Annotated in this window: 23 protein-coding genes; 6 read left to right on the top strand and 17 right to left on the bottom strand. The window is 72.4% G+C overall.

The annotated features are described in order from the left end of the window. Window positions 1–9: 9 nt before the first annotated feature. Entirely contained in the window at window positions 10–438 is a 429-nt protein-coding gene (locus AB0J55_RS26125) for a nuclear transport factor 2 family protein (RefSeq protein WP_364253543.1), read from the bottom strand. A gap of 86 nt (window positions 439–524) precedes the next feature. On the opposite strand from AB0J55_RS26125, the gene AB0J55_RS26120 reads away from it, so the two are divergent. Then, a complete protein-coding gene (locus tag AB0J55_RS26120) occupies window positions 525–1268 on the top strand; it encodes a twin-arginine translocation signal domain-containing protein (protein WP_364253540.1) in 744 nt (247 codons plus the stop codon). Here AB0J55_RS26120 and AB0J55_RS26115 read toward each other — a convergent pair. Continuing rightward, window positions 1256–1990: an AfsR/SARP family transcriptional regulator gene (locus AB0J55_RS26115; protein ID WP_364253537.1), complete on the bottom strand. Its 735-nt coding sequence runs from the start codon at window positions 1988–1990 to the stop codon at window positions 1256–1258. The two genes, AB0J55_RS26120 and AB0J55_RS26115, sit on opposite strands and share 13 nt — an antisense overlap. Before the next feature lie 112 nt (window positions 1991–2102). On the opposite strand from AB0J55_RS26115, the gene AB0J55_RS26110 reads away from it, so the two are divergent. Next, window positions 2103–2813 (top strand): serine/threonine protein phosphatase, encoded by a 711-nt coding sequence (locus AB0J55_RS26110; protein ID WP_364253534.1) that lies wholly within the window; start codon window positions 2103–2105, stop codon window positions 2811–2813. A gap of 31 nt (window positions 2814–2844) precedes the next feature. Here the strand turns inward: AB0J55_RS26110 and AB0J55_RS26105 are convergent, their stop codons facing one another. Together AB0J55_RS26105 and AB0J55_RS26100 are read right to left on the bottom strand one after the other, a co-directional pair. Beyond that, window positions 2845–3342: a DUF2127 domain-containing protein gene (locus AB0J55_RS26105; RefSeq protein ID WP_364253531.1), complete on the bottom strand. Its 498-nt coding sequence runs from the start codon at window positions 3340–3342 to the stop codon at window positions 2845–2847. An 82-nt stretch (window positions 3343–3424) separates the two neighbouring features. Next, entirely contained in the window at window positions 3425–5755 is a 2331-nt protein-coding gene (locus tag AB0J55_RS26100; RefSeq protein WP_364253528.1) for a GH92 family glycosyl hydrolase, read from the bottom strand. 119 nt (window positions 5756–5874) lie between these two features. Here AB0J55_RS26100 and AB0J55_RS26095 point away from each other — a divergent pair, with 119 nt between their 5' ends. After that, window positions 5875–6660, top strand: coding sequence for a MerR family transcriptional regulator (locus AB0J55_RS26095; protein WP_364253526.1), 786 nt, complete (start codon window positions 5875–5877; stop codon window positions 6658–6660). Continuing rightward, window positions 6661–7983 carry an erythromycin esterase family protein gene (locus AB0J55_RS26090; protein ID WP_364253523.1) on the top strand — a complete coding sequence of 441 codons (1323 nt, stop codon included), beginning with the start codon at window positions 6661–6663 and terminating at the stop codon, window positions 7981–7983. Here AB0J55_RS26090 and AB0J55_RS26085 read toward each other — a convergent pair. From AB0J55_RS26085 to AB0J55_RS26070, 4 genes are all read right to left on the bottom strand, one after another. Next, window positions 7967–9415, bottom strand: a complete 1449-nt coding sequence (locus AB0J55_RS26085) for an amidohydrolase family protein (RefSeq protein ID WP_364253520.1) — start codon at window positions 9413–9415, stop codon at window positions 7967–7969. The two genes, AB0J55_RS26090 and AB0J55_RS26085, sit on opposite strands and share 17 nt — an antisense overlap. A 309-nt stretch (window positions 9416–9724) precedes the next feature. Next, a complete protein-coding gene (locus AB0J55_RS26080) occupies window positions 9725–11290 on the bottom strand; it encodes an ABC transporter permease (protein ID WP_364253517.1) in 1566 nt (521 codons plus the stop codon). Then, window positions 11287–12195, bottom strand: a complete 909-nt coding sequence (locus AB0J55_RS26075) for an ABC transporter ATP-binding protein (RefSeq protein ID WP_364253514.1) — start codon at window positions 12193–12195, stop codon at window positions 11287–11289. Before AB0J55_RS26075 ends, AB0J55_RS26080 begins: the two co-directional genes overlap by 4 nt. A 2-nt stretch (window positions 12196–12197) precedes the next feature. Beyond that, window positions 12198–12812, bottom strand: a complete 615-nt coding sequence (locus AB0J55_RS26070; protein WP_364253511.1) for a TetR/AcrR family transcriptional regulator — start codon at window positions 12810–12812, stop codon at window positions 12198–12200. A 236-nt stretch (window positions 12813–13048) separates the two neighbouring features. Here AB0J55_RS26070 and AB0J55_RS26065 point away from each other — a divergent pair, with 236 nt between their 5' ends. Next, window positions 13049–16282, top strand: a complete 3234-nt coding sequence (locus tag AB0J55_RS26065; RefSeq protein WP_364253508.1) for a S8 family serine peptidase — start codon at window positions 13049–13051, stop codon at window positions 16280–16282. Window positions 16283–16337: 55 nt separating this feature from the next. Here AB0J55_RS26065 and AB0J55_RS26060 read toward each other — a convergent pair whose 3' ends face one another. Further along, complete coding sequence (locus tag AB0J55_RS26060; RefSeq protein ID WP_364253505.1) at window positions 16338–17501, bottom strand: ROK family transcriptional regulator; 1164 nt, start codon at window positions 17499–17501, stop codon at window positions 16338–16340. 97 nt (window positions 17502–17598) lie between these two features. On the opposite strand from AB0J55_RS26060, the gene xylA reads away from it, so the two are divergent. Next, entirely contained in the window at window positions 17599–18747 is a 1149-nt protein-coding gene (xylA, locus tag AB0J55_RS26055; RefSeq protein ID WP_364253502.1) for a xylose isomerase, read from the top strand. Between the two features lie 47 nt (window positions 18748–18794). Here the strand turns inward: xylA and AB0J55_RS26050 are convergent, their stop codons facing one another. The 8 genes from AB0J55_RS26050 to AB0J55_RS26015 are packed head-to-tail and all read right to left on the bottom strand — an operon-like array spanning window position 18795 to window position 26457. Further along, entirely contained in the window at window positions 18795–19796 is a 1002-nt protein-coding gene (locus AB0J55_RS26050) for a sugar phosphate isomerase/epimerase family protein (protein WP_364253499.1), read from the bottom strand. A 22-nt stretch (window positions 19797–19818) separates the two neighbouring features. Then, window positions 19819–21192 carry a nucleotide pyrophosphatase/phosphodiesterase family protein gene (locus tag AB0J55_RS26045; protein WP_364253496.1) on the bottom strand — a complete coding sequence of 458 codons (1374 nt, stop codon included), beginning with the start codon at window positions 21190–21192 and terminating at the stop codon, window positions 19819–19821. After that, the gene (gene eboE / locus AB0J55_RS26040; protein WP_364253493.1) at window positions 21189–22316 is read right to left on the bottom strand and encodes a metabolite traffic protein EboE; all 1128 of its coding nucleotides are present in this window, start codon (window positions 22314–22316) and stop codon (window positions 21189–21191) included. Before eboE ends, AB0J55_RS26045 begins: the two co-directional genes overlap by 4 nt. Then, entirely contained in the window at window positions 22313–23164 is an 852-nt protein-coding gene (locus AB0J55_RS26035) for a TatD family hydrolase (protein WP_364253490.1), read from the bottom strand. Before AB0J55_RS26035 ends, eboE begins: the two co-directional genes overlap by 4 nt. Continuing rightward, complete coding sequence (locus AB0J55_RS26030) at window positions 23164–23709, bottom strand: EboA domain-containing protein (RefSeq protein ID WP_364253487.1); 546 nt, start codon at window positions 23707–23709, stop codon at window positions 23164–23166. Before AB0J55_RS26030 ends, AB0J55_RS26035 begins: the two co-directional genes overlap by 1 nt. Continuing rightward, on the bottom strand, window positions 23706–24527 hold the full coding sequence (locus AB0J55_RS26025; RefSeq protein WP_364253484.1) for a sugar phosphate isomerase/epimerase family protein: 822 nt from the start codon (window positions 24525–24527) through the stop codon (window positions 23706–23708). The genes AB0J55_RS26030 and AB0J55_RS26025 overlap by 4 nt, the downstream gene beginning before the upstream one ends. Beyond that, window positions 24524–25351 carry an SCO3242 family prenyltransferase gene (locus AB0J55_RS26020; RefSeq protein ID WP_364253831.1) on the bottom strand — a complete coding sequence of 276 codons (828 nt, stop codon included), beginning with the start codon at window positions 25349–25351 and terminating at the stop codon, window positions 24524–24526. Before AB0J55_RS26020 ends, AB0J55_RS26025 begins: the two co-directional genes overlap by 4 nt. After that, the gene (locus tag AB0J55_RS26015; RefSeq protein ID WP_364253482.1) at window positions 25348–26457 is read right to left on the bottom strand and encodes an inositol-3-phosphate synthase; all 1110 of its coding nucleotides are present in this window, start codon (window positions 26455–26457) and stop codon (window positions 25348–25350) included. Before AB0J55_RS26015 ends, AB0J55_RS26020 begins: the two co-directional genes overlap by 4 nt. Between the last annotated feature and the right edge of the window lie 3 nt (window positions 26458–26460).

The raw sequence follows: 26460 nt of genomic DNA, 5'->3' as shown, positions 1-26460 counted from the left end.
GTGAGCCGCTCACGGCCCCTTCGCACGCAGGTGGTGGCTGACGTCGCCGACGAGGTCGACCGTCGCCCGGCGTTCGGTGAAGTGCCAGCGGCCGTCTTCCCGGGTGAACCGGTCTTCGTACCGGCCCGCCGCGATCGTCTGCAGCGGAAAGCCGGGGACCGCCTGCAGCACGGTGAAGTACGCGCGGCCCGACGCCACGAAACCGGACACCTCGAGCGCGATGTTCGTCGTGACGTGCTTCGTCCTCGGTGTCCCGTCTTCGTACACGATCACCGACTCGCGCAGCATCCGCTCGACCTCCGCCGCGCCCCGGAGCACGCCTCCGCTGCCCGCGAACGCCCCGGCCGCGAACAACGCGCCCACCCCGGCGAAGTCCCCCGCGTCGACCAGCGCCGCGTAGGAAAAGATCAGATTCTGCAGGGCGCGGTAGTCGTCCACGGCACGATCGTACAGAGAAAATATAGGACTCTTCCGTACCTTGGCGGCGAACGGCGGCAGGGGGCCGCCGTGACAGGGGGTACACCATGGATCGCCGTAATCTGCTCAAAGCCGGGGCCGCCGCCGCGGCCGGGGTGGCGCTCGCCGCCGCGGGGACCGGGACCGCGTTCGCCGATTCCGGGCTGCCGCCCGTGCCCGGGATGCTCGGGGACCGGCGCGCCAACGAACTCTGGTACCAGCTCGACGAAATCGCGCTGTACCACCCGTCGCAGGAAGTCACGGACGCCTACACCGCCCTCGGCTCGTTCCTCAAGGAGAACGCGCCGGAGGGCCTCTACCAGAAATGGCGGGAACTGAGCCGGGAACCCGGCTACCCGCGGAACTACGCCGAGCTGGTCAAGCCGATGGAACAGCCGTTCCGCACGCTGTCGACCCTGCAGCTCGACAACTTCGACCGCTTCTACCGCTGGGACGAAACGGGGCTCGTCAGCGCCTTCGCATCCTTCGGGCAGGGCGTGCTCTTCGACCCGCGTCGCGCCGACGTCGAATCGGAAGTGCACACCATGAACGGGAACCCGCCGAGCAGCTACCACTTCTGGTACGCCATCCAGCGCGCGCAGATGCTGCTCGGCATCGACCGGCACCGGTGGGCGCGGATCGGGCCCATGACCGGCTTCGCCTGGGGGCTGCAGTCCATCGCGAAACCCGACCACCGCCACGTCAACCCGCCGCTGCCGCGGGAGCAGGTCCAGCACGAGGCCCGCTACTGGCTGCGGCGGACCCCGGCCGAGCTCGACCGGGACTTCCAGTCCTCGCCCTACCCGGGCTGAACGTCCAGGACCCGCCGGTACGCCGCCTGCAGCGCGGGGCCCGGCGCCATCCCGAGCCGCTCGTCGAGCAGGCGGCGGCCGTGGTGGTACACCTCCACCGCGTCCGCCGGCCTGCCGCTCGCCCCGAGCGCCGCCATGAGCAGGGCCCGCGCGCGTTCACGCAGCGGGTGTTCGAGGACGAACGCGGTCGCGTCGGGCACCACGCGCACGGGGTCACCGGAGGCGATCTCGGCTTCGAACCGACCCTCCAGCACCGCCAGGCGCAGCTCGTCGAACCGCGCCGCCTCGCCCGCCCGGAGCGGTTCGGCGACGTCGGCGAGCACCGGGCCGCGCCACAGCTCCAGTGCGGCGCGGAACAGCTCCGCCGCGCGGACCGGCCGGCCCGCGCGCAGCTCGTCGTGGCCCACCGCGGCCAGCCGTTCGAACTCTTCGGCGTCGACGGTCCCGCCCGGCGTCAGCTGGTAGCCGCCGCCCACCCGGACGAGCCGCGCCGGCCGCCCGAGGGCCTTCCGCAGCCGGGACGCGTAGGTGCAGACCTGCGCGTCGACGGTCGACGGCCGTACGCCCTCCCACAGCAGCGAAACCAGCCGCTCGTCGGGCACCACGCGGCCGCGGGCCAGCAGCAGCGCGGCCAGCAGCGTGCGCGGCTTCCGGCCGCCGAGCGCGGCCGGGCGGCCGTCGGCGCGCAACACCGCCAACGGCCCGAGAATCCGGAACTCCATGCCCCACCCCGTTCCCACGGTACGCGGACCGGCTGCCGCCGGCACCGGAAAGTCTCAGACGGCGCTTAGGTTGGGCGCGGATCATGGAGGTCGGGGGGATGAGGAGGCCGCGATGAGCACCACACGTCCGGATTACCCACGCTGGCACACCGCGAGCGCGCAAGGGCCGCGCTCGCTCAACGCGGACGCCGTCGGCGCATACGCCGCAGCCGGTGCTCCCGGGATCGCCTTCGCGCTCGCCGACGGGGTCGGGGACGATCCGGCCGCCGCGCGCGCCGCCCGGGTCGCCGCCGCGGCCGCCGCCCGGACCTCGGTCCACAAAGGACCGGTCGAGGCCGTGCTCGCCGCGCAGCGGGCGGTCCGGGAGCAGACGTCGGGGGACGCCGTGCTCGTCGTCGCGATGCCGGACGGCAACGGTGGATACCGCATCGCCTGGGTGGGTGACGCCCGCGCGTACGCGTGGGACGGCACCACGCTGAGCCGCCTGACCACCGACCACACGCTCGCCGAGTACTTCCGCGCCCGCCACCAGCCGGTGACCCCCCGGATGGAGCACGTGGTGACGACCAGCGTCCGCACCGCAGGCGAGAACGAGATCGGCACGGCGGAGACCACGAGCGCGGGCCTGCTGCTGACCAGCGACGGCGTCCACAAGCCCCTCACCGGCAGCGGCATCCGCGCGGTGCTGGCCCGGCCGGGCACGGGCGCGGCGGAACTGGTGGAAGCCGCGCTGGCCCGCGGTGGCTCGGACAACGCGACCGCCCTCTACGTCGAACCCCTGGAGGTCGACAGCACGACGGTCCGGTTTCCCGTCGCCGCGTGAGCCGTAGGCGGCTCGGGAGACCGGTGGCAGGTCAGGATCCGGGTGCCTCCCGGCCCGCGCGCTTGAGCTGCCGGTACTCCCGCAGCACCAGCACGATGATCACCACGTCCAGCGCGGCGAAGAACGGCAGCGCGATCGAATGCGTGTGCACCGCGCGGAAGATCTCGTACACCACGAACGCCGCCAGGATCACCGCCGCGACCGGGTAGGCGCGGACGATCTTGCGGGCCAGGGCCCACACCAGGCCCAGCTTGATCAGGCCGTGGGCCAGCAGGTACGCCACCGCGAACGTCTTGGTGTCGCCGTGGAGGAAGTTCTCCGTCGCCGACTCCAGGTGGCGGGCCAGGGTGCCCGACGGGTCGCCGAGGAGGTCGCGGGTGATCACCGCGTGGGTGAAGCCGCTGACCGCCGCCGCCGGGACGAACGCGAGGATCAGGGCTCCGGCGACCTGCAGGGCGCCGTCGAGGCCCTTGATCGCGATCGCGATCCGGAAGAACCGCTCGGTGGCGGTCGTTTTCTGGTCGGGCATGCCCCCAGCTCAGCAGAAACGGCGGGGCACCGCACGGGGAGGCACCTTTTCGTGCCGCCTTGTCCGGTACCCCGCCGCCGGCCTACACCGCGGGCGGGGCCGTCTTCGTGCCCCACGTCGTGGGCGTGTCGCTCAGCGAGAAGCGGATCTTGCCTGCGCGGAGCAGGTCCTCGTGGGAGATCCAGCTGCGGTCGTGACCACGGTGGCCGACCTGGACGGCCTTCGTGTACTGCAGCTTCGCCGCGCTCGCGCCCGGCGCCTCGATCTCGATCCGGCGGCCGCCGGCCGGGCGGATCTCGACCTTCTCGAACATCGGCGTGCTCAGCAGGTACGTCCCGGAGCCCGGCTGGGCCTCGAAGACGCCCGTCATGCCGAAGACGAGCCACGACGAGATGGTGCCGAGGTCGTCGTTGCCCGGCATGCCGTACGGCGTGTCGGTGAACAACGTCCGCGCCGCGCGCAGGACCGCCGACGTCTTCCACGGCGCGCCCGTCCAGCTGTACATCCAGGGCGCGTGCAGGTCGGGCTCGTTGTTCGGGTTGAAGGCGAAGTTGTTGTGGTAGTCGTACGCGCCGTGGACCCAGGAGTCCTTCGCCGCCTTCGCCGGGTCGGTGAGCAGCAGCGGCATGTCGAAGAACGTGTCGAGCCGCTTCTCCGCCTGCGCCGGGCCGCCCATCAGGGCGAACAGCTTCGCGGTGTCCTGCTGGGCGAGCCACTGGTACTGCCACGGCGTGCCCTCGTGGAAGCCGGTCGACTTCGCCGGGTCGGGGTCGCCGACGCCGGTGCCGTCCGCCGCCTTCGTCCGCGGGAAGCCGGTGAAGCCATGGGATTCCACGCTCGTGTCCCACAGGTGCGAGAAGTTGCCGCAGCGCGCCCGCAGCGTCGCCGCCTTGTCGCCGTAGCCCAGGCCGGCGGCCATTGTGGACAGTGCGCAGTCGGCGAGGGCGTACTCGAGGGTCGCCGACCCGGCCTGGCGCGTGTCGCCGTAGGTGTAGCCGGGCAGGTCCTGGTAGCCGATCCAGCCGTTCTTCACGTACGTCGGGTTGCCGTCGCGGCCGCGGAAGATCGACTGGTCCGCCGGCACCTCGTTGGCGTTGCGCCACAACGCGTCGAACAGCTGGCGCGCGGTCCGGTCGTCGAGCAGGCCACGGCGGTAGTTGTCGACCACCCACGGCGTGACCGGGTCGCCGCTCATCACGTTCGTCTCGCCGCCCGCCAGTGCCCAGCGCGGGACCCAGCCGCCGTCCTGGTGGATCTTGAGGACGGACTTCGTCATGTCCGCGGCCTTGTCCGGGTGCAGCAGCGCCACCAGCTGGTTCTGCGAACGGTAGGTGTCCCAGAGCGAGAACATCTGGTAGTACGTGTCGCGGCTGCGGTGGACGGCGTCGTCGAAGCCGCGGTACGAACCGTCCACATCGGACCCGACGGACGGGTGCAGCAGCGACCGGTACAGCGCGCTGTAGTAGGTGCGCTGGTCGGCCGTCGTCCCGCCCGCCACGCGCATCCGGTTCAGCTCGTCGCGCCAGGTGTCGTGCGCGGCCTTCCGCGCCTTGTCGAACGACCTGGGCTGCTCGGCCGTGCGGTTCAGGCGGGCGCCGTCGATGGAGGTGTACGACAGGCCGACCGAGGCGCCGACCTGGTTCTTCGCCGGGTCGAAGGTGAGCCACGCGCCGGTGCGCTGGCTGCCGAGCTCGGCATCGCGCCGGTTCGGCGTCAGCTTGCCGTCGGTCCAGGTGCCGAAGCTCGCGAACTTCCGGTCGAACTTGGCGCTGAAGAAGACCTTGTACCGCTCCTTCTGCGTCTCCCAGCAGAAGTTGCCGCCCTGCAGCCAGCCCTCGACGGTGTCGTCCCCGACGACGTGGACGTCGCCGGCGTAGGTGTAGCCGTTGCTCTCGCCGACCTCGATGAGGACGTTTTCGCTGGTCGCGGCGCCGGGGAAGGTGTACCGGTGCTGGCCGGTGCGCTGGGTGGCGGTCAGCTCGGCGTCGATGCCGTTGGCGAGCTTGACGCCGTAGTACCCGGGCTCGCGGGTTTCGTCGGCGTGGCTGAACTTGGCGCCGTACTTCGCGGGATCGCTGCTGGTGACGGCGCCGGTGGTCGGCATGAACCGGAAGTTGCCCATGGTCTGGCAGCCGACACCGGAGAGGTGGGTGTGGCTGAAGCCGAGCGTGGTGTCCTGCGCGTAGTCGTAGGACGCGTACTTCTTGAGCTGGGTGTCCGGGCTGAGCTGGACCATCCCGAAGGGCGTGGTGGCGCCGGGGAAGGTGGTGCCGTCGCCGTTGTTGCCGATCGAGGTGTCGACGAGCGTGGTGGGGTCGTCGGCGAATCGGGGTCCCGCTTCGGCGGGGGTGGCGAGAGCCAGCGTCGTGGCTCCGGCGAGCAGGGTGGCCAGGACGCGCGTACGCGTTCTCATCCGTGTCCTCCTGACAACGTTGTCACATGCACGGTGGGATCTTTTCCGTTGTCCGGTGGACAAATCAAGCCCCCGGAAAGCCTTGAACCTGACGCCGCGTCAGGTTCTACCGTCGAGGCGTGAGCGAGCGCAGGTGGAGCATCGGCGAGCTGGCCCGGGCCAGCGGCGTCACGGTGCGCACGTTGCACCACTACGACCGGATCGGCCTGGTGTCCCCGGGCGAACGCACGGCGGCCGGGCACCGGCGGTACCTCGAGGCGGACATCCGCCGGCTCTACCGGGTCCGGACGCTGTGCGGGATGGGGCTTTCGCTGGACGAGGTGGCCGTCGTGCTGCGGAACGCGGGCGACGATCCCGGTTCGCTGCGGGGCCTGCTGACCGCGCAGCTCGCCGATCTGGAGGCCAGGGCCGCCCGCATCGCGGAATCGGCCCAGCGGCTGCGGGGCCTGCTCGCCCGGCTGGCCGGGGAAACCATGCCGGCGCCGGAGCAGTTCCTCGCCGCCCTGGAGCCGATGTCCGTCGACGCCGGCCGGTACCTGTCCGCCGCTCAGCTCGCGACGATCACCGAACGGGCCGCGCAACTGGGCAGCGGGGCCGTCGAGACCCTGAAGACCGAGTGGCTCGAGCTCTTCACCCGGCTCCGGCAGCACGTGCTCGACGGGACCCCGGTCGACGATCCGGCGGTGCGGGAACTGGTCGCCCGGTGGCGGGCGACGGCGGCCGCGTTCCACCCCGGCGACCGCCCGTTCGAAGCGGCGACCACGGCGCTGTGGGAGGACAACCGCGCCGGGCTGGGCCGGGAGCTCGACGAGCGTCTCGGCTGGTCCGGGCCGGGCGGTGCCGCCGAAGTCCTCGACTACCTGCGCAAGGCCCGCGCCGCGGGCGAAGAGGAAAAGGACGGGTGAATGGACATCGACATCACCGGGTGGCTCCGGGAGAACCTCGTCCGGCTGCGGACGCTCGAGCCGGACGACGCCGGCCACGACGAGCTGGAGCCGTTGCGCGACATCGTCGGCGACGCCCGTGTCGTCGCGATCGGCGAGAGCACGCACCGGGTGCACGAGTTCTACCGGCTGCGCCACCTGGTGACCCGGTTCCTGGTCGAGGAGATGGGGTTCACCGGGTTCGCGATGGAGTCCGGCTTCCCGGAAGGCTGGGCGGTCCACGACTGGGTGCTCGGCGGCGACGGCGACCTGGACCGGCTGCTGCGCACCGGGATCACCTATCACATGGGCAAGTGCGCGGAAATGCGCGACCACCTGGAGTGGATGCGCGAGCACAACCGCACCCACGACCGCAAGGTCCGCTTCTACGGCATGGACCTGCCGGACTCCAGCGCGTCCGCCCTGCCCGGGGTCACCGCCGCGTTGGCGTTCCTGGACGAAGCCGACCCGGCCTACGCCGCCGCGGCCCGCGAAAACCTGGTGCCGCTGTTCGGCTACCTCCCCGCCGACCGGACCGGGCTCGCCTGGGCCGCGCCCGCGATCCACGCCTACCTCGCGCTCGGCACCGCGCACCGCCACGAGCTGACCGCCCGGATCGGCGAGCTGACCGAACGCCTCCGCGCCCTGCGCGTCCCTTACTCCACTGTGGACGCAACCGGCGCCGACATCGCGTTGCAGTGCGCGGTCACCGCGCGGTACGCCGACGCGTTCCTGGCCGCCATGGCCGCCGCGCCGGGGCGGACCTACCGGGGCGCCAACGTCCGCGACGCGGCGATGGCCGACAACGTCGAATGGATCCTCGGCCGGGAGGAACGCCTCGTCGTCGGAGCCGCCAACGGGCACCTGCAGCGCTGGCCGTACCGCGTGCCCCCGATCATCAACGAGGAGCAGGTGATGCTCGGCCAGCACCTGGAGCGCTCACTCGGCGACCGGATGGTGGTCATCGCGACCACCTACGACGGCGGCCGCGTGTTCGGTCACCGCCCGCTGCCCGACGGGCCACCCGGCCACACCGAGGTGTTCTACGAGGACGTCGCTCCCTTCACCGAGCCGGGCAGCCTCGACGTCCTGCTCGCCGGCGCCGGGGAACCGCTCGCTCTCCTGGATCTGCGCCGCGTCCCGGACGACGGCGACGTCGCCCGCGCCTTCGCCGGGATCGACGGCACCCGGAACGGGCCCTACAAGCAGCTGGTGAACCCGCTCGTGGCCTTCGACGCCGTCGTGCACGTCGACAGGATCTCGCCGTGGCACACCTTCGTCGACGGGGTCACACCTGGTGCGTGACGCGCCCGTCGAGGATCGTCGCGGTCACCGGGAGGGCGCGCAGGTCGGCCGGGGACAGCAGCGACGGGTCCGTCGCCGTCACGATCAGGTCCGCGACGTCGCCCACCGCCACCCCGCGGCGCCCGCCCGAGGACGCGGCCAGCGCCTCGGCGAACGGGATCGCCTGCTCCGGGTGCCACGGCGGGCGGTCGTCGTCCGTGCGGGCGATCGCCGAGGCGATGCCGTCCCACGGGTCCAAGGGCGCCACCGGGGCGTCCGAACCGAACTCCAGCCGGGCTCCCGACTCCAGCAACGCGCGGTACGGGAAGGCGCGCTCCGTGCGGCCGTGCCAGTGCCGGTCCGCGACGTCGCGGTCGTCGGGCTGGTGCGACGGCTGGACGGCCGCGATGATGCCCAGCGCGGCGAACCGCGGAACGTCGCCCGGGGCCAGCAGCTGGGCGTGCTCGATCCGGCCCGGGCAGCCGACCTGCTCGAACGCGTCCAGCGCGATCGTGTTCGCGCGGTCGCCGATCGCGTGCACCGCCGGGAGCAGGCCGTGGTCGAACGCCCGCTGCATCAACGGGATCAGCTCGGCGGGCGGGAGTTCGAGCTGCCCCGGCGAGTCGCTGCCGGGGTAGGGGTCGTGGCAGTAGGCCGTGCGGGTGTTGAGGGAACCGTCCACGAAGAGCTTGAACGGCCCCACCGTCAGCAGCCCGCGGGAGTCCGGGAGGACGTCGCCCGTGCGGTGGCCGCGTTCGATGGTCCGGTCCAGCAGGTGCCTGGCGATCACGCACGAGATCCGCGCGGCGGGCGCACCCCGGCGGGTCCAGTCCGCCACCGTGTCCGCGTATTCGTAGTCGACGATCTGCGTCACGCCCCGCGCGGCCGCCGCGGCCACCGCCTCCGCCACCCAGCGGTCCTGGACGTCGATCGCCGCCGTCGGGAGCTGGGCCGTCGCGCTCATGCAGTCGCCCTCCAGGAGGACGCCCGTCGGGTGGTCGCGGCCGATGAGTTTCAGCGCCGCGGGGCTCAGCCACAGCGTGTGCAGGTCCGCGCTGAACAACGCGACCGCGCGGCCGGGCAGCGCGCGCTGCAGGAGATCCTTGTGCGGCTTGTCCGGCCACAGCCCGTCGCGGAAGCCGGCGCCCACGACGAGTTCCGTCTGCGGCGCGGGTGTCGCCAGCAGGTGCGCGAGCAGCAGTTCGATGGCCTCGCCCGCCGAGCGCGCCGCGTCCAGGGGAATCCGCCGCCGGAACGTCGCCCACTGCAGGAGGTGGACGTGTGCGTCGACCAGCCCCGGCAGCAGCGTCCCACCGTGCCCGTCGACGACCCGCGCCGCGAACCCGGTGGACCCCGGTTCGGTGATCGCGGTGACCCGGCCGTCGGTCACCCGGACGTCCGCGAGGTCGCCACCGAGACCCGGCCGGACGCGGCGCAGCAGGAGATCATCCATGCGGACAACCATGCCAGCCCGACCCGTCCGGGTGAAGCACGGCTTGAGATGGGAAATACCGGGGAACCAGCTACCGTTGGAACAGATGGCAGCCGTCGCCCGCCGAAGGGTCAGGGCCGGTTAGGAGCGCCGCCTTCACAAGCCGCGCAGGGTTCGACTCCCTCGGTTGCCGCGCGATTGCTCGGGGCGAGATGTGTCCGCGGAAAGCGCGGACGCACCTCGCCTCGCGGTGTCTCCTGGGGGTCGAACCCCCAGACCCCCGCCAGGGGGCAAGCCCCCTGGACCCCCGGCCGTGGTCGCGTTTGGTGGTCAGCCCACTGGGATGTCCCGCCGCCGTAAGGCGAGCAGGCTGGCGACCACCGCCGTCGCCGCGATCAGGACCAGGCAGAGCGCCGGTGTCACCGAGAACGTGCCGCCCGGGAGGCGCGGGAGGTGCTGGAACGGCGAGATTCCCAACACCGTCGAACTCCACTGCAACGCCGTCCCCACCAGCGACAGCAACAGGAACGCCGCCAGCAGTCCCCACGCCGCCGCGGCGAACCGCGGGAGGAAGCCGATCAGCAGCGCCGCGAGGCCGGCGAGTACCCACACCGCCGGCAGCTGGGCCAAGGCCGCGGGCACCAGCGCGAAACCGCTGCCGTACGCGATGCCCGTCGCGGCGCCCGTCACCGCCAGCACGAACGCCGATCCGGCCAGGGCGAACGTCAGGTGGGCCAGTGCCCAGCCCCGCCGCCCGACCGCCGTCGCCAGCACCGGTTCCGCGCGGCCCGCCGTCTCCTCCGCGCGCAGCTTCAGCGTCGCCTGCACCGCGTAACCCGCCGCCGCCAGGCCGAACAACGTCATCGTCCCCGCCAGGTACGCGTCCAGCACCGCACCGCCGCCGCCCATGCGGGAGAACACCTCCGCGACCGCCCGGTTGTCCCGCATCATCTCCGCGACGTTCTGCGCGACCCCGCCCATCAGCAGCCCCACCAGCGCGAGGCACACGGTCCAGACCAGCAGCGCCCCGCGCTGCAGCCGCCAGGCCAGCGCCAGCGGCGAGCGCAGCGACGCCTTCGCCGTCTCGCGCCCGAGCCGGGCCGGCAGCAGCGCTGCCCCGAGGTCGCGCCGAGCGGACAACGCCACCGCCGCCACCACGAGCAACGCCGTCGCCAGGACACCCGGCGAGAGCACCCACCACTGCTCCCCCGCGAACGGCCGCAGCCGGTGCGCCCAGCCGATCGGCGACAGCCACGCGAGCCAGCCGGCCGAACTGCCGTCACCGGCCGCGCGCAGCAGGAACGCCAGCACCAAAGCCGCGATCCCGATCCCCCGTGCGCCGCTCGCGCCCCACGTCAGCTGGGCGGCGACCGCGCCGGCACCGGCGAACACCCAGCCCGCCAAGGCGAATCCGGCCCCGAGCGCCAGCGCGCCCGCCACCGGCTCGCCCTGCGCGGCCACGCCCAGCGCGGTCAGCAGGCCGAACGCCAGGCATGCGGCGCAGGCGGCGAGCACCGCCGCCGCCAGCCCGGCGTGCCGGCCGACGACGGTGGCACCGGTGAGCTCGCGGCGGCCCGCCTCCTCCTCGGTCCGGGTGTGGCGAACCACGGTGAGCAGCGCGATCAGCCCCACCACGACCGGGACGAACCCGCACTGCCAGGCCAGCAGATTCCCCACCGACGAGCCGTACAGCGGGCCGTTGCGCACGACGAAGGTCGCGCTCGAGGCGTTGAGGTCGTAAAAGTGCTGCCGTGCCACGGCATCCGGGTACGCCGCCTTGATCGACGACAGGTAACCGACCGGCGCGAGCGCGAGCGCGAGCCCGAGGATCCAGAGCGGCATCAGCCACCGGTCGCGGCGCAGCGCCAGCCGCAGCAGCGCCCAGGTCCCGGTCATCGCGCCGCTCCGACCGGCGCGTCCTGCCGGTAGTGGCGCAGGAACAGCTCCTCGAGCGTCGGCGGGCGGCTCACCAGGCTCCGCAGCCCCGCCCCGGCCAGGTGCCGCATCACGTCGTCCAGCGCCGGCTGGTCGACGGACAGGTGGACGTGCGAGCCGTACGAGCTCAGGTCGTGCACGCCGGGCAGCGACCCGAGGTCCGCCGGCACGTGCGCGAGCGACGCGTCGATGGTGATCCGGCCCAGGTGGCGCAGCTCGTCCAGGGTTCCGGCCTCGACCGTGCGGCCGGCCCGGATGATCGTGACCCGGTCGCACAGCGCCTCGACCTCGGACAGGATGTGCGACGACAGCAGCACCGTGCGGTCGCCGCGTTCCCGCTCCTCCGCGACGACCTGCCGGAACTCCTCCTCCATCAGCGGATCGAGGCCGGACGTCGGCTCGTCGAGGATCAGCAGCTCCACATCGGACGCCAGCGCGGCGACGAGCGCGACCTTCTGCCGGTTGCCCTTGGAATACGTGCGGCCCTTCTTGCGCGGGTCGAGGCCGAAGCGCTCGACGAGGTCCGCGCGCCGCTTGCCGTCGAGGCCGCCGCGCAGCCGGCCGAGCAGGTCGATCACCTCGCCGCCGGTGAGGTTGGGCCAGAGCGTGACGTCGCCCGGCACGTACGCGAGCCGCCGGTGCAGCTCGGTGGCGTCGGCCCAGGGATCGCCGCCGAGCAGGGTGGCGCGGCCGCCGTCGGCCCGCATCAGCCCCAGCAGGACGCGGATCGTGGTGGTCTTGCCGGCGCCGTTGGGCCCGAGGAACCCGTGCACCTCGCCGGTGTGGACGGTCAGGTCGAGCCCGTCGAGGGCTTTCGTCCGGCCGAACGCCTTGGTGAGGCCGTCGGCGGTGATCGCTTCGGCCATCGTCATTCCTTCCGTTGGTAGGCGGCCAGCGCTTCGCGGGCCTTTTCGAGGACTTCGGTGGTGGCGAGCGGGTTCAGGAACAGGTGGCCGGCGGCGGCCGACATCCGCAGCATCGCCTCGTGCGTGCCCGGCTCCTCGCCGAGCGCGCGGGCGACGTGGTCCTGCAGGATCATCAGCCCGCCGGTCATCGCGGCGAGGGCGGCCGCGGCGCCCCGCGGGTCCGGCATGTCCATGCCCTGCTCGCGGAAGTAGCGCTCGGTTTCGTCGACGATCCCGGTGAACTGCGCCTGGGCGGCCGCCGAGCCGTCGATCATGGCGCGGCCCAGGTACCGGCGGTAGAGCAGCTGGCGGGTGTCGAAGGCGGGCAGGAACCCCGGGTTCGCGGCGCCCTTCGCCAGCACCTCCTCCTTGAACTTCACCAGTTCGTCGAAGACGTGGGTGTCGCACGCCTCGCGCAGGCCGTCCTTGGAGCCGAAGTGGTGGCGGATCAGGCCGCCGGACACCCCGGCTTCCGCGGCGATGTCGAGGATCGACGTCTTTTCCATGCCGCGCTCGGTGAAGAGCTTGATGGCGGCCTCGCGGATGCGGGCCCGCGCGGTGAGGTCTTCGGTGCTCATACCTGTCCTATATGTGCGTGTAGCCGACTACACGTGAATGTAGCCCCCTATACGCTCATATAGCAATGGGGAGATCTGGCCACTCCACAGCCGTTTCCGGTGACCGCCCAACCGGGCAGTGCATTACTCCATTTGGCTCGCAACCAATTGCGGTCTTTGGGCTAACTGTCTGATTGCTGCCGAAGATCTCGCCCTGTGTACTTCTCGAACGCATATCTTCACGAAGGGTCGTTTCAGTGACACAGCACAGATCGCGCTGGAGACGGCGGGCCGGGATCACCGTCCTCGCCACCGCACTCGGCGCCTCCGTCCTCGGCGTCGCCGTCCCGGTGGCCTCCGCCCAGCAGGCCCCGCCGACCAACGGCGCGGCCGACGGCAAGACCCTCGACGAGCACGACCGCGCGCTCGTCGCCGAAGCCGAGAAGGCCGGTAAGCCCGACGTCACCCTGCTGATCGCCGCGGAAAAGGGCCAGACCGGCACCGCCGTGAACGAGCTCAAGGCCCTCGGCGGCGTCGTCCAGTCCACGGACACGAAGCTCGACTACGTCAAGGTCAGCATCCCCACCGCCAAGGCCGAGAAGGCCGCGAAGCTCAAGTCGGTGAACGCCGTCGACGTCGACGGGCTCATCGTGCGCGACGACCCGAAGCCCGACGGCGCGACCACCCCGCTGCCGCAGCCGGCCCCGGGCAAGGACACCCCGCGCGTCAACCCGTACCTGCCGACCGGGGACACCTACGCGGCGCAGTTCGGCCAGGTCCTGCCCAACTGGGACGGCAAGGACACCACGGTCGCGGTGCTCGACTCCGGCGTCGACCTCGACTCCCCCGCGCTGGCCACCACCAGCCACGGCGAACGCAAGATCGTCGACTGGTACAACGCCAACGCCACCAACTCCGGCGACGGCACCTGGGTCAAGCAGTCCACCCAGACCTACACCGGCACCTTCACCGCCAACGGCAAGACTTGGACGGCGCCCGCCACCGGTGGCCCGTACACGTTCGGCGTGTTCGGCGAGACCGCGGGCGACCTGGGCGCCGCGGACAGCGAAACCGGCGGTGACATCAACCGCGACGGCGACCGCGCCGACTCCTGGGGCGTGCTGCTCGACCCGGCGACCAAGGAGGTCCGGGTCGACCTCAACGGCAACGGCGACTTCACCGACGAGAAGCCGATGACCGACTACAACAAGAAGTACGACGTCGGCTTCTTCGGCACCGACAACCCGGCGACCGACATCGCCGAGCGGATGGCCTTCGTGGTCCAGACCGACAAGCCGGGGTACGTCGGCATCGGCATCGCGGGCGCGGAGCACGGTTCGCACGTCGCCGGCATCGCCACCGGCAACGACCTGTTCGGCGGCAAGATGGACGGCGCGGCTCCGGGCGCGAAGGTCCTGGCCGTCAAGGTCTGCCTCACCAGCGCCGGCTGCACGTCGTCGGGCCTGATCGACGGCGTCGTCTACGCGGCCAGCCACGGCGCCGACGTCATCAACATCTCGATCGGCGGCCTGCCGGCCCTCAACGACGGCAACAACGCCCGTGCGGAGCTCTACAACCGCACGATCGCCGAGTACAACGTCCAGATCTTCATCTCGGCCGGCAACAGCGGCGCCGGGGCGAACACCGTCGGCGACCCGTCGGTGGCCACGGACGCGATCTCGGTCGGCTCGTACATCACCAAGGAGACCTGGCTGTCGAACTACGGCTCGGTCACCAGGAACCCCGAGTCGATGCACCCGTTCTCCTCGCGGGGCCCGCGTGAGGACGGCGGCTTCAAGCCGGACATCATCGCGCCCGGCGCGGCCATCGCCACCGTTCCGCGGTGGGAGCAGCCGAGCCCGGTGGCCGGCACGTACACCCTGCCCGCCGGCTACGCGATGCTGCAGGGCACGTCGATGGCGGCGCCGCAGGCGACCGGCGCGGCGGCGCTGCTGGTGAGCGCGTACAAGGCGACGCACAACGGCCAGCGGCCGCCGGTGGCGCAGCTGCGCGCGGCGATCAAGTCGACCGCGCGGTTCGTGCCGGGCATCGGCGCGTACGCCCAGGGCGCGGGCCTGTTCAACGTCCCGGCCGCGTTCGTCGCGCTTTCGCTCAACCCGAAGCCGGACGTCGTCTCGACGTCGGTCGAGGTGCACACCGTCCAGTCGGGCCTGCTGGCCACGCCGAACACGGGCGTGGGCATCCACGACCGCGAAGGCGTCACCACGGGCAAGGCCTACACCCGCACCTACACGATCACCCGCACCACGGGCTCGGCGCACCCGGTGCCGTACTTCGTGCGGTGGGTCGGCAACGACGGCACGTTCTCCTCGGGTTCGACGGTGGCGCTGCCGCTGAACACCCCGGTGAAGTTCGACGTGAAGGTCAACCCGAAGAACGCCGGGGTCCACTCGGCCCTGCTCTACCTGGACAACCCGCTGACCATCGGCATCGACGTGCAGACCCTGAACACGGTCTTCGCGCCGCAGGAATTCGTCGCGGGCAAGGGTTTCCAGGTCGACAACTCGGGCAAGGCCGCCCGCAACCAGGCGACCAGCTACTTCGTGCGGGTGCCGCAGGGCGCCAGCGCGCTGAAGGTGGACATCGACGCCGGTGGCGGCGCCCCCGGCAAGGGCCAGGTGCGGTTCCTGCGGTACGACCCGACCGGTGTCCCGGCCGAGGCCAGCACCGCGACGACCGCGTGCTACCTGCCCGACGCGGGTGCGGGCTGCGCCGGCGGCACGCCGACCAGCCGGACCATCGCCAACCCGCTGCCGGGCGTGTGGGAGATCGTCGTCGAGGCGCGCCGGACGTCCGATGTGGACGAAGCGCCGTACAAGCTGTCGGCGTCGGTGCTGGGCACGGCGATCTCGCCGAACCCGGACACGATCGCTTCGGCCACGCTGAACACGCCGATCGCGCGGTCCTACACCGTGCAGAACACGCTCGGCGCGTTCACCGGCAGGCTGACCGGCGCCACGCTGGGCAGCGCGAAGACGCAGCGGCCGACGATCACCGAGGGCACGCAGCAGCAGTACCAGATCGCGGTGACGCCGGGTTCGACGTCGCTGACCGCCACGATCGGCAACCCCGCCGTGGTGGGCACGGACCTCGACCTGGTGCTGTACAACTGCACGACCGGTTCCTGCGTGCAGGCGGGCGTCAGCGCGGACGGTGACTCCGAGGAGTCGGTGACCGTGCCCAACCCGGCGCCGGGTGTGTGGGTCGCGCTGGTCGACGGCTACGCGGTGCCGGGTGGCACCACGGCCTACGACTACCTCGACGTGTTCACCAACCCGGCGTTCGGTTCGGTCGCGGTGACCGACGCGAACGCGCTGCGGGCGTCGGGCAGCTCGTGGACGGTGCCGGCGACGGTGACCGCCACGGCGGCCCCGGCCGCGGGCCGGACCCTGCGTGGCCAGCTGGCCGTGCAGACCGACACTGGCGTCACGGTCGGCACCTCGCTGGTGCAGATCACCGCGGTGAGCTAGTTCCGTAGTCCGTGAAGGCCGTCCCGAGGATTCCACGGGGCGGCCTTCACGCTTTCTATGCTTCCTGTGCCCGGGTGACGAAGGGTGCCGGATCCGCCAGGACGCGGTGGATGATCCGGCCGGCCGCGCCGAGCGTGGCCGCGTCGCCGCCCAGGCGGGACGCCGTCAGCACCGGGGGTGTGGCACGCAGCCCGCCGAGGCGGGTCGTCAGGACCTCCGACACCGGGCCGGACAACCACGGGTACAGCTGGGTGAACACCCCGCCCAGCACGATCCGGTCCAGGTCCAGCAGGTTCACCGCGGACGTCAGGGCGATGCCGAGCGCGCGGCCCGCCGCCGCGCAGGCCGCCAGCGCCGGGCCGTCGCCGCCTTCCAGGGCGGCCAGCAACGCCGGGACCGAGGCCGCGTTTCCCGCCGCCAGCAAGGCTTCCTGCCCCGCGTACGTCTCCAGGCACCCGCTGCCGCCACAGCGGCACGGCGTTCCCTCCGGCGCCACGACGACGTGGCCCAGCTCGCCGGCCAGGCCGGTCGCGCCCGCGAACAGCGTGCCGTTCACCACCAGGCCCGCGCCGATGCCGATTTCGCCCGATACGTAAAGGAAGTCGCGCTCGCCGTCGCCGTACCAGAGCTCGCCCAGTGCCGCGAGGTTCGCTTCGTTGTCCAGCTCGACCGGGACCGGCAGGCGCAGCAGGTCGGCCGGGCGGACGTCCTGCCAGCCGAGGTTGGGGGCGCTGAACAGCACGCCGTCGCCGACCGGGCCGGACACCGCCAGCACCGCGCCCGCCACCTCCAGGCCGAGCCGGTGCGCCTCGGTGAGGGCTTCGGTGGCCAGTGCCTGCAGTTCGCCCAGGACCTTCTTCGGCCGCGAGCCGCGGTTGTCGCGCTCGCGGCGGGCGGCGAACCGGACGCCGCCGGTGAGGTCGAGCACGCGCACGGCGAGGTAGTCGACGTTGAGCTCCAGCCCCAGCGACGCCACGCGCGCACCGCTGAGCACGACCGCCACTCCCGGCCGGCCGCGTTCGCCCGCCCGCGCGGGGCCGGTCTCGGCCAGCAGTCCCGCGTCCACCAGGTCGCCGACCAGCTTCGAGACCGTCGACTTGGTCAGCCCGGTGACCTCGGCGAGCGCGGCGCGGGTCAGCGGCCCGCCGCGGCCGACCGCCCCCAGCACGACCTCGAGGTTGCGGGCGCGCATCTCCTCGTGCCGCACGGCCTGGGTCATCGCGTCCTCCTGCGAAGCACTCTAACCGTCCCCCTTGACGCCCGGGACCCCGCGGCGCATATTTAGTCTACAACGTGAACTAAATGAAGGGACAGTCATGAGCGACTACGCTCCCCAGCCGGCCGACAAGTTCACCTTCGGCCTCTGGACCGTGGGCTGGCCCGCGGCCGACCCGTTCGGGGTGGCGACGCGGCCGCCGCTGGACCCGGTGGAGAGCGTGCACCGGCTGGCGGAGCTGGGCGCCTACGGCGTGACCTTCCACGACGACGACCTGCTGGCCACCGAACCCGACCGCGACAAGGCGATCGAGCGGTTCCGCAAGGCGCTCGCCGAGACCGGCCTCAAGGTCCCGATGGCGACGACGAACCTGTTCACCCACCCGGTGTTCAAGGACGGCGGCCTGACCAGCAACGACCGGGACGTCCGGCGCTACGCGCTGCGGAAGGTGCGCCGCAACCTCGACCTCGCGGCCGAGCTCGGCGCGCAGACCTACGTCGTGTGGGGTGGCCGCGAAGGCGCCGAGTCCGACGCCGCGAAGGACGTCCGCGCGGCGCTGGACCGCTACAAGGAGGGCCTGGACCTGCTCGCCGACTACGTCGTCGAGAAGGGCTACAACCTGCGGTTCGCGCTCGAGCCGAAGCCGAACGAGCCGCGCGGCGACATCCTGCTGCCGACGATCGGGCACGCGCTGGGCTTCATCTCGCAGCTCGCGCGGCCGGAGCTGTTCGGGCTCAACCCCGAGGTCGGGCACGAGCAGATGGCCGGGCTGAACTTCGTCCACGGCATCTCGCAGGCGCTGTGGCAGGGCAAGCTGTTCCACATCGACCTCAACGGCCAGCACGGCCCGAAGTACGACCAGGACCTGGTCTTCGGCCACGGCGACCTGAAGAGCGCGTTCTTCCTGGTCGACCTGCTGGAGAACGGCGGCTACGACGGCCCGCGGCACTTCGACTACAAGCCGCTGCGCACCGAGGACACCGAGGACGTCTGGGTGTCGGCGGCGGCGAACATGCGGACGTACCTGATCCTCAAGGAGAAGGCGGCCGCGTTCCGCGCCGACCCCGAGGTCGCCGAGGCCCTGGCCGCGTCCCGCGTCCCGGACCTCTCGACGCCGACGCTGGCGCCGGGCGAGTCGTTCGACGACCTGCTGAACGACGACTTCGACCTCGACGCGGCCGCCCAGCGCGGGTACCACTTCACCCGGCTCAACCAGCTGGCCCTGGAGCACCTGCTCGGCGTCCGCTGAACGTCGGTGAAGGGCACCCTCGAAGCGACGAGGGTGCCCTTCACGGGCTATTTCGAGGAGAACGCGGCGTCGAACGCCGCCGCGGGCGGGGTGAAGTTGAGCTTCCGGACGAACTCCAGGGCTTCGGGCGCGCCGATCAGGCGGTCCATGCCCGCGTCCTCCCATTCGATCGAGATCGGGCCGTCGTAGCCGATCGCGTTCAGCATGCGGAAGACGTCCTCCCACGGCACGTCGCCGTGGCCCGTGCTGACGAAGTCCCAGCCACGGCGGGGGTCGGCCCAGGGCAGGTGGGAGCCGAGCCGTCCGTTGCGGCCGTCGAGCCGCTTGCGGGCCTCCTTGCAGTCGACGTGGTAGATGCGGTCCTTGAAGTCCCAGAGGAAGCCCACCGGGTCGAGGTCCTGCCAGACGAAGTGCGACGGGTCGAAGTTCAGCCCGAACGCCTCGCGGTGCCCGATCGCCTCCAGGGTGGCCACCGTGCTCCAGTAGTCGTAGGCGATTTCGCTCGGGTGCACCTCGTGCGCGAAGCGGACGCCGACCTCGTCGAACACGTCCAGGATCGGGTTCCAGCGGGTGGCGAAGTCGGCGTACCCGCGCTCGATCATCGACGGCGGCACCGGCGGGAACATCGCCACGGTGTGCCAGATGGACGAGCCGGTGAAACCGACCACAGTGGACACCCCGAGTTTCGCCGCGGCGCGGGCGGTGGCCTGCATCTCCGCCGCCGCCCGCTGCCGGACGCCTTCGGGCTCGCCGTCGCCCCAGATCCGCGCGGGCAGGATGGCCTCGTGCCGCTCGTCGATCGGGTGGTCGCAGACGGCCTGGCCGACCAGGTGGTTCGAGATCGCCCACACCTTCAGGTCGTACTTGGCGAGCGTTTCCAGCTTCGCGGGGACGTACCCGTCGTCGGCGAGGGCCTTGTCGACCTCGAAGTGGTCGCCCCAGCAGGCGATCTCCAGGCCCTCGTAGCCCCAGCCGCTCGCCAGCCGGCACACCTCTTCGAACGGCAGATCGGCCCACTGCCCGGTGAACAGGGTCAACGGTCGTGCCATGTCCTGACCTCCTCGGTGCGTTTCACTCGGTGCGGGCGACGGCGGCCGCCAGCAGCAGGTCCTTGACCTCGGTCGCGTGGAACTTCTCCCGGGCGAGGGCCGGGTCCGAGCAGAGCAGCACCGGCCCGTCAGCGGCCGAGTCGGGCAGCCGGCCGTGGCTGCCGCGCACCGGCGCGGGGTCGAGCGGGACCACCTGCATCGAATACCGCAGGCCGAGCTTCTTGCGGGCCAGCGCCGACGCCGCCTTGAGCTTGACCATCGGGTCGTCCGGGTCGAAGAACAGCTCGGCCGGGTCGTAGCCGGGCTTGCGGTGGATCTCGACGGTTTTCGCGAAGTCCGGCGCGCGGTCGTCGCTCAGCCAGTAGTAGTAGGTGAACCAGGCGTCCGGCTCGGCGACCGCCACCAGCTCCCCCGCGCGTTCATGGTCGATGCCCAGCCCGGCCTGCCCGGCGCGGTCGAGCACGACGTCCACTCCGGACAGTCCGGCCACGATGTCCCGCACCCGCGGGAGGTCCGCCGGGTCGGCGACGTAGACGTGCGCGATCTGGTGGTCGGCGACCGCGAACGCGCGGGACGTCCACGGGTCCAGGTACTCCATGCCGGCCTGGACGTACACGTTGAGCAGGCCCGCCCGGCGCAGCGCCCGGTTGACGTCGACCGGCCGGTTCGCGTTCGTGATCCCGTACTCCGACAGCGCGACGACGGTGTGCCCGCCCGCGGCCGCGAAGTCCAGCAGCGGCTTCAATGCGGTGTCGACCTCGCGTGCGGCGGCCGCCGCCTGCGGGGCGTCCGGGCCGAAGCGCTGCAGGTCGTAGTCCAGGTGCGGGATGTAGACGAGCGTGGTGTCCGGCCGGTCCTGGGTCATGATCTGCTGCGCGGCGGCGATGATCCACTGCGACGAGGTGATCGACGCCGTCGGGCCCCAGTAGGTGAACAGCGGGAACTCGCCGAGGCTGCCGACGAGCCGGTCGTGCAGCTGCGGCGGGTACGTGTAGGCGTCCGGGGACTTCTTGCCGTCGGCGTGGTAGATCGGCCGCGGGGTGACCGTCAGGTCGGTGTCCGCGCCCATCGCGTACCACCAGCAGATGTTGGCGACCTGGTGGCCGGGCTGCGCGCGGCGGGCCGCGTCCCAGAACTTGTCCCCCTGCACGAGCTTGTTGTGCTGGCGCCAGAGGAAGACTTCGCCGAGCTCGCGGAAGTACCAGCCGTTGCCGACGATCCCGTGCTCCGCCGGCTTCAGCCCGGTCAGGAACGTCGACTGCACCGAACACGTGACGGCGGGGAACACGGTGTCCAGCTGCGCGGTGAAGCCGGGCTCGGCCATCTTCCGCAGGTTGGGCATGTGCGGGAGCAGCCGCGGCGTCAGCCCCACGACGTCGAGGACGAGCAAACTCATGCGGAAACCTCTTCCAGGCCCAGGGTGGTCAAAGCGTGCCGGGTCCAGTCCAGCTCGGCCGCGATGCCCGCGACCAGCCCGGCGTCGTCGGCGGGTGCGTCCGGGAGCACCTGCCAGGTGTAGGTCTCGACCTCGACGTGGTCGGTGCGCGCGGTCGCGCCGCCGAACAGCTCGGCCAGCGTGGCAGCCAGCACCGGCCGGGTCGACGTCAGCGGCGGCGCCGGGTCGGCGTGCAGCGGCACGTGGAAGTGCACCCGCCACGGCGCCTCCCCCGGCAGGCCGCCGGCCAGCGCTTCGTCCAGATCGTCGGCGCCCGGCGGGGCACCTTCGTTGCTCTGGTGGAGAAATCGCCGCTCTACAAAGGACTCCAGCGCTCGCCGGGTGGCAGGGTCCTTCGGCGAGGCAGCTTCCAGCGCCGCCGACGCCTGGAGCTTGACGACGTCCAGCCCCGCGGCTTCGAGGCGGCCCAGCGCGGCGGCCGGGTCCTCGAACCCGACCGCCAGGTGGCAGGTGTCGAGGCAGACGCCCAGCCAGTCGGTGTCCACTTCGGACAACAGGGTCGCGGCCTGAGCCGTGGTCTCGATGGCGCAGCCCGGCTCGGGCTCGAACGCCACCCGCACCGGGCGGTCCTGCTCCGCCAGCCCCTTCGCCAGCAGCTCGAGCTGCCCGTCGTCGCCCCGCCAGTCCGTGCGCCAGCCCAGCGGCAGCGTCGACACACTGCCGCGCACGGCGTCGTCCGGCAGCAGCTCGGCGAGCAGCCGCGCGAGGTCCAGGGTGTACCGGGTGCGTTCGGGCGCCGCCCAGTCCGGCCGGTACACCTTGTGCTTGACGACCGGGTCGTGGAAACCCTGGTACGGGAACCCGTTGAAGGTGACGACCTCCAGGCCGCGCGCGGCGAGCTCGGCCTTCAGCTTCGTCACCGCCGCCGGGTCCGCCACCAGCTCGCTCGCCACTGGCCGGGCCAGCCACAGGCCGAGGCCGAGCCGGTCCACGCCCAGGCGCTCCCGGACCGGCTCGCCGAAGCGGGCCAGCTGGGCGAGCACGCCGTCGAGGTCCTCGGCCTGGTGCACGTTGGTGCAGTAGGCGAGGTGGACGACCGTGCCGTCCGGGTGCCGGAACCTCATTTGCGGGCCCCCCGCAGGATGGAGTTGCCCGCGAACTCGGCGGGTGCGGCGTCCGGTTCGAGCGCCAGCCGCCCGCTCTGGCCGTAGAACTCGACCGGGTTGCGCCACAGCACCCGGTCGACGTCGTCTTCGGTGAAGCCGGCGGCCAGCATCGCGTCGCCGGTCTTGCGGGTCTTGAGCGGGTCGCTCTTGCCCCAGTCGGCGGCGGAGTTGACGAGCACGCGCTCGGTGCCGTACTCCCGCAGGATCGCCACCATCCGGTCCTCGTCCATCTTCGTGTCCGGGTAGATGGAGAAGCCGAGCCAGCAGCCGGATTCCTTGACCATCCGCACGGTCAGCTCGTTGAGGTGGTCGAGCACCACGCGTTCCGGCGCGATCCCCGACTCGCGGACGACGGCGATGCTCCGCTCGGTCCCGGCCGCCTTGTCGCGGTGCGGGGTGTGCACGAGGGCGGGCAGGTCGTGGTCGATCGCCAGCGCGAGCTGCGCGGCGAACGCCTTGTCCTCCGCCGCGGTCATCGAGTCGTAGCCGATCTCGCCGACCGCGACCACGCCGTCCTTTTCCAGGTACCGCGGCAGCAGGTCGAGCACCGGCGTGCAGCGCGGGTCGTTGGCCTCCTTGGGGTTGAGCGCGATCGTGCAGTGGTGGGCGATGCCGTACTGGCTCGCCCGGAACGGCTCCCAGCCGACGAGCGCGTCGAAGTAGTCGGTGAAGCTGCCGACGCTCGTGCGCGGCTGGCCGAGCCAGAACGCCGGTTCGACGAGCGCGCGGACGCCGGCGGCGTGCATGGCCGCGTAGTCGTCGGTGGTCCGGGAGCTCATGTGGATGTGGGGGTCGAAGATGCGCATCAGATGTCCAGTTCGGTCAGCAGCGGGAGGAGGTCGGCGGGGACTTCGCGGCCGGCGGCGGTGCGCTCGGCGGCGAACGACCGCAGCATCCGCCGCAGCTCCTCGTCGGTCCGGCGGTCCAGCCCGGCCACCTCGGCCAGGGGGATGCCCATGAAGACGCACTTGAGGACGCCGTGCCGGTAGGCGGCGGCGTCCAGGTGCGTGGCGGCGTACTCGCCCATCGCGGCGGTGACGAGCCGGGTGTCGTTGGTGCGGAGGGCGTCCGCGACCAGCTCCACACCGGCGTCCCCGGTGTCCACGACGGACAGTCCGTACAGGACGGCTCGCTTCTCCGCCGCGTCGCCGTGGCGGTAGAGGCCGGGCATTTCCGCCGCGGCCCCGGGTGCCGCTTCGAGGAGCCGGACGCGAGCCACGTCGTCGACCGTCCGGCCGGGGGTGTCCGTCGGCCCCCGGCCGACCCGGCGGCCGACGGCCGGGAAGACCGTGCGCAGCGCCGTCGCGTCGGCGGCCACCTTGGCCAGGGCTTCGTCGAGCCAGGCGCTCACGCGGTCACCGCCTTCCGCAGGAACTCCAGGGACTCCCGCGCGATCCGCGGGGCCGCGTGGCTGTCCCGGGGAAGTTCGACGGCGACCAGCCCGGGGTAGGGCGCCAGCGCTTCGAGCACCGGCGGGAAGTCGATTTCCCCGCGGCCGAACTCGAGGTGCTCGTGCGTGCCGCGGCGCATGTCGTCGATCTGGACGTTCACCAGCCGCGGCAGGGCCCGCCGGACGCAGTCGGGCACGGACGCCGTCTCGTTGCACCGGCAGTGCCCGATGTCCAGCGTCAGCCCGAACCGCTCCGGGTCACCGAGCCGCCGCGAGAGCTCGAAGTAGCCGTCGAGGTCTTCGACGAGCATCCCCGGCTCCGGCTCGAAGCCGAGCTTGACGTCGTGCTCGTCGGCGGCCTTGAGCACGGCCGCGCACCCGTCGACGAGGTACGCCCAGGCGTCCTCAGTGGACAATTCCGCGGGCTTGTTCCCGCTCCAGAAGGACACTGCCTCGGCGTCGAGGTCCGCGGCGATTTCGACGGCCCGGGTCAGGAACTCGACGCGCCGCGCGCGATCGGGGTCGAGGAACGTCGGCGAGTGCTTGCGCCACGGGTCGAGCAGGAACCTCGCCCCGGTCTCGATCACCACGGCGAGGCCCAGCCGGTCCAGGTCCGCGGCGACGCCGTCGACGCGCCGGGCGAGGTCCGGCCCGAACGGGTCCAGGTGCTGGTGGTCGAGGGTGAGCGCGACGCCGTCGTAGCCGAGGTCGGCCAGCACGCGCAGGGTGTCCCCGAGCCGGTGGTTGGCGAAGCCGTTGGTGCCGTACCCGAATCTCATGTCGGCGACACCTTCCGGCCCAGCGCCCGGGCGAGGGGGAACGCGGCGGCGACGGCCAGCGCCGAGCGCCACGCGCCGGTCCGGGCGATCAGCCCGGCCTGCAACGGGATCATGCCGTGGATCCCGGCGCCGACCGCGCGCCGGATCTTCGGCGCGGCCGGGTCGCGGACGGCGTCGTACTGCGCCCCGCCGGCGGTCACGGCGTACGTGCCGAGCAACGCCGACGAAAGCAGCCCGCCCCGGCCTGCCACGACCCCGACCCCGGCCGTCGCGGCCAGGGTGGCCGCCGGCAGCGCGGGTTTCGCACCGTCCACTTCGGACCGCGAGAGCGCGGTTACGGCGTAGGTGTGCGCCCCGACCGTCAGCGCCGCGGGCAGCGCGGGCCGGGCGCCGCCCGCGCCGAGCAGGACGTCGAGGGTGCGGGCTGCGGCCATCGCGGCCGGGCCGAGCACGGTGTTCTTGAGCACGAAGTCGTACGCCCAGACGGTCGCGGCCAGCGGCAAGGCGACGCGCAGCGCCCGCCGTCCCCCGGCCGCCGCGGCGATGCCCAGCCCGCCCGCGGTCAGCCCGGTGGCGACGCCGAGCGCCGTGCCCGGGGCGACCCGGCCGGACGGGATGGGCCGCTCGGGCCGCTCGATCGCGTCGAGCCGGCGGTCGGCGTAGTCGTTGAGCGCCATGCCTGCCCAGTAGATGCAGACGGACGCGCCGGTCAGGGCGAGCGTGCGGCGGCCGAACGGCCAGCCCGCCGCGGCGGCCCCGGCGACGGCGTCCCCGGGCACGGTCAGCGCGGCGGGCGCGCGGACGAGTTCGACGAGCGCCTTCACCGGTGCGCCCACTCGCGCAGGGCCGCGTACTGCGACGCCAGGTCGTGCGGGCCGTCGCCGACGGGGTCCTTGAAGAAGAACCCGAATTCGGCGACCGGGCCGGCCACGCCGTCGCGGCACGCCTTGGCGGTCAGCCGGGCCAGGTCGAGCACGAGCGGCGCGGCGAGTGCCGAGTCGCAGCCCTGCCAGGTCAGCTGCAGCGTCATGCGCGCGCCGAGGAACCCTTCGAACAGCACGTGGTCCCAGGCGGTCTTCCAGTCGCCGAGCGCCGGCACGTAGTCGATGTGCACCTCGCCGTCGACGTCCCGGCCGAGGTTGCGCGCGAGCACCTGCTGCTTCGACGCGTTCTTGCTCGACGCCGCCCCGGGGTCGGCCAGCGTGGCGCCGTCGCCGCCGCCGAGCAGGTTCGTGCCCGACCAGGCCAGCACGTTCAGCCCGCGCTGGGCGAACATCGGCGCGAGCACCGACCGCAGCAGCGTCTCGCCGGTCTTGCCGTCCCGGCCCGCGTACGGCTGCCCGGTGACGCGCGCCAGCTCGTCGAGCGCGGGCAGCCGAGCCCCCGTGGACGGCGTGAAGTCGACAAAGCCACAACCCGCGCGGAAGGCGGCGTAGGCGTACAACGCACTCGGCGGCAGCACGTCCAGCTCCTCCTCCAAGGCGGCCAGCGACGCGTGGGCCGGGTGCGGCTCGCACGGCGGCTCGGTCGACGAAACGTTGACCACGACGACGTGGTCCAGCCCCGCGCGGAACTCGGTCAGATCCGCGACGATCCGGTCGATCGCCGCGCGCCCGCCCCCGGACGGCGCCGGGCGCAGCCGGGACTCGGCCGCCTCCAGCTCGGCCGTCACCGGGCCGGGCAGCGCGGCGGGCAGCACCCCCGCCGCCGCCAGCTGCTCCGCCCGCTTGACCAGCGGTGTGTCCACGACGTCGTGGCCCCCGAAGACCAGGTCCCCCCAGCCGGGCAGTGCCGCCCCGGCGAAGTCCGGCAGCTCGGTCACGCAGCCCGTGCGCGCGGCGAGTCCCGCACGCAGGGCGGCGGCCCCGGCGATGGCCGTGGTGGCCACCGATCCCCGGGCGCCGGCCAGCCAGACACCGATCTTCCCCATGTT

Source organism: Amycolatopsis sp. NPDC049688 (assembly GCF_040674975.1).
Classification (GTDB): domain Bacteria; phylum Actinomycetota; class Actinomycetes; order Mycobacteriales; family Pseudonocardiaceae; genus Amycolatopsis.
The sequence above is the reverse complement of the archived record's forward strand: the minus strand, read 5'-3'. Positions and strand labels throughout refer to the sequence as shown.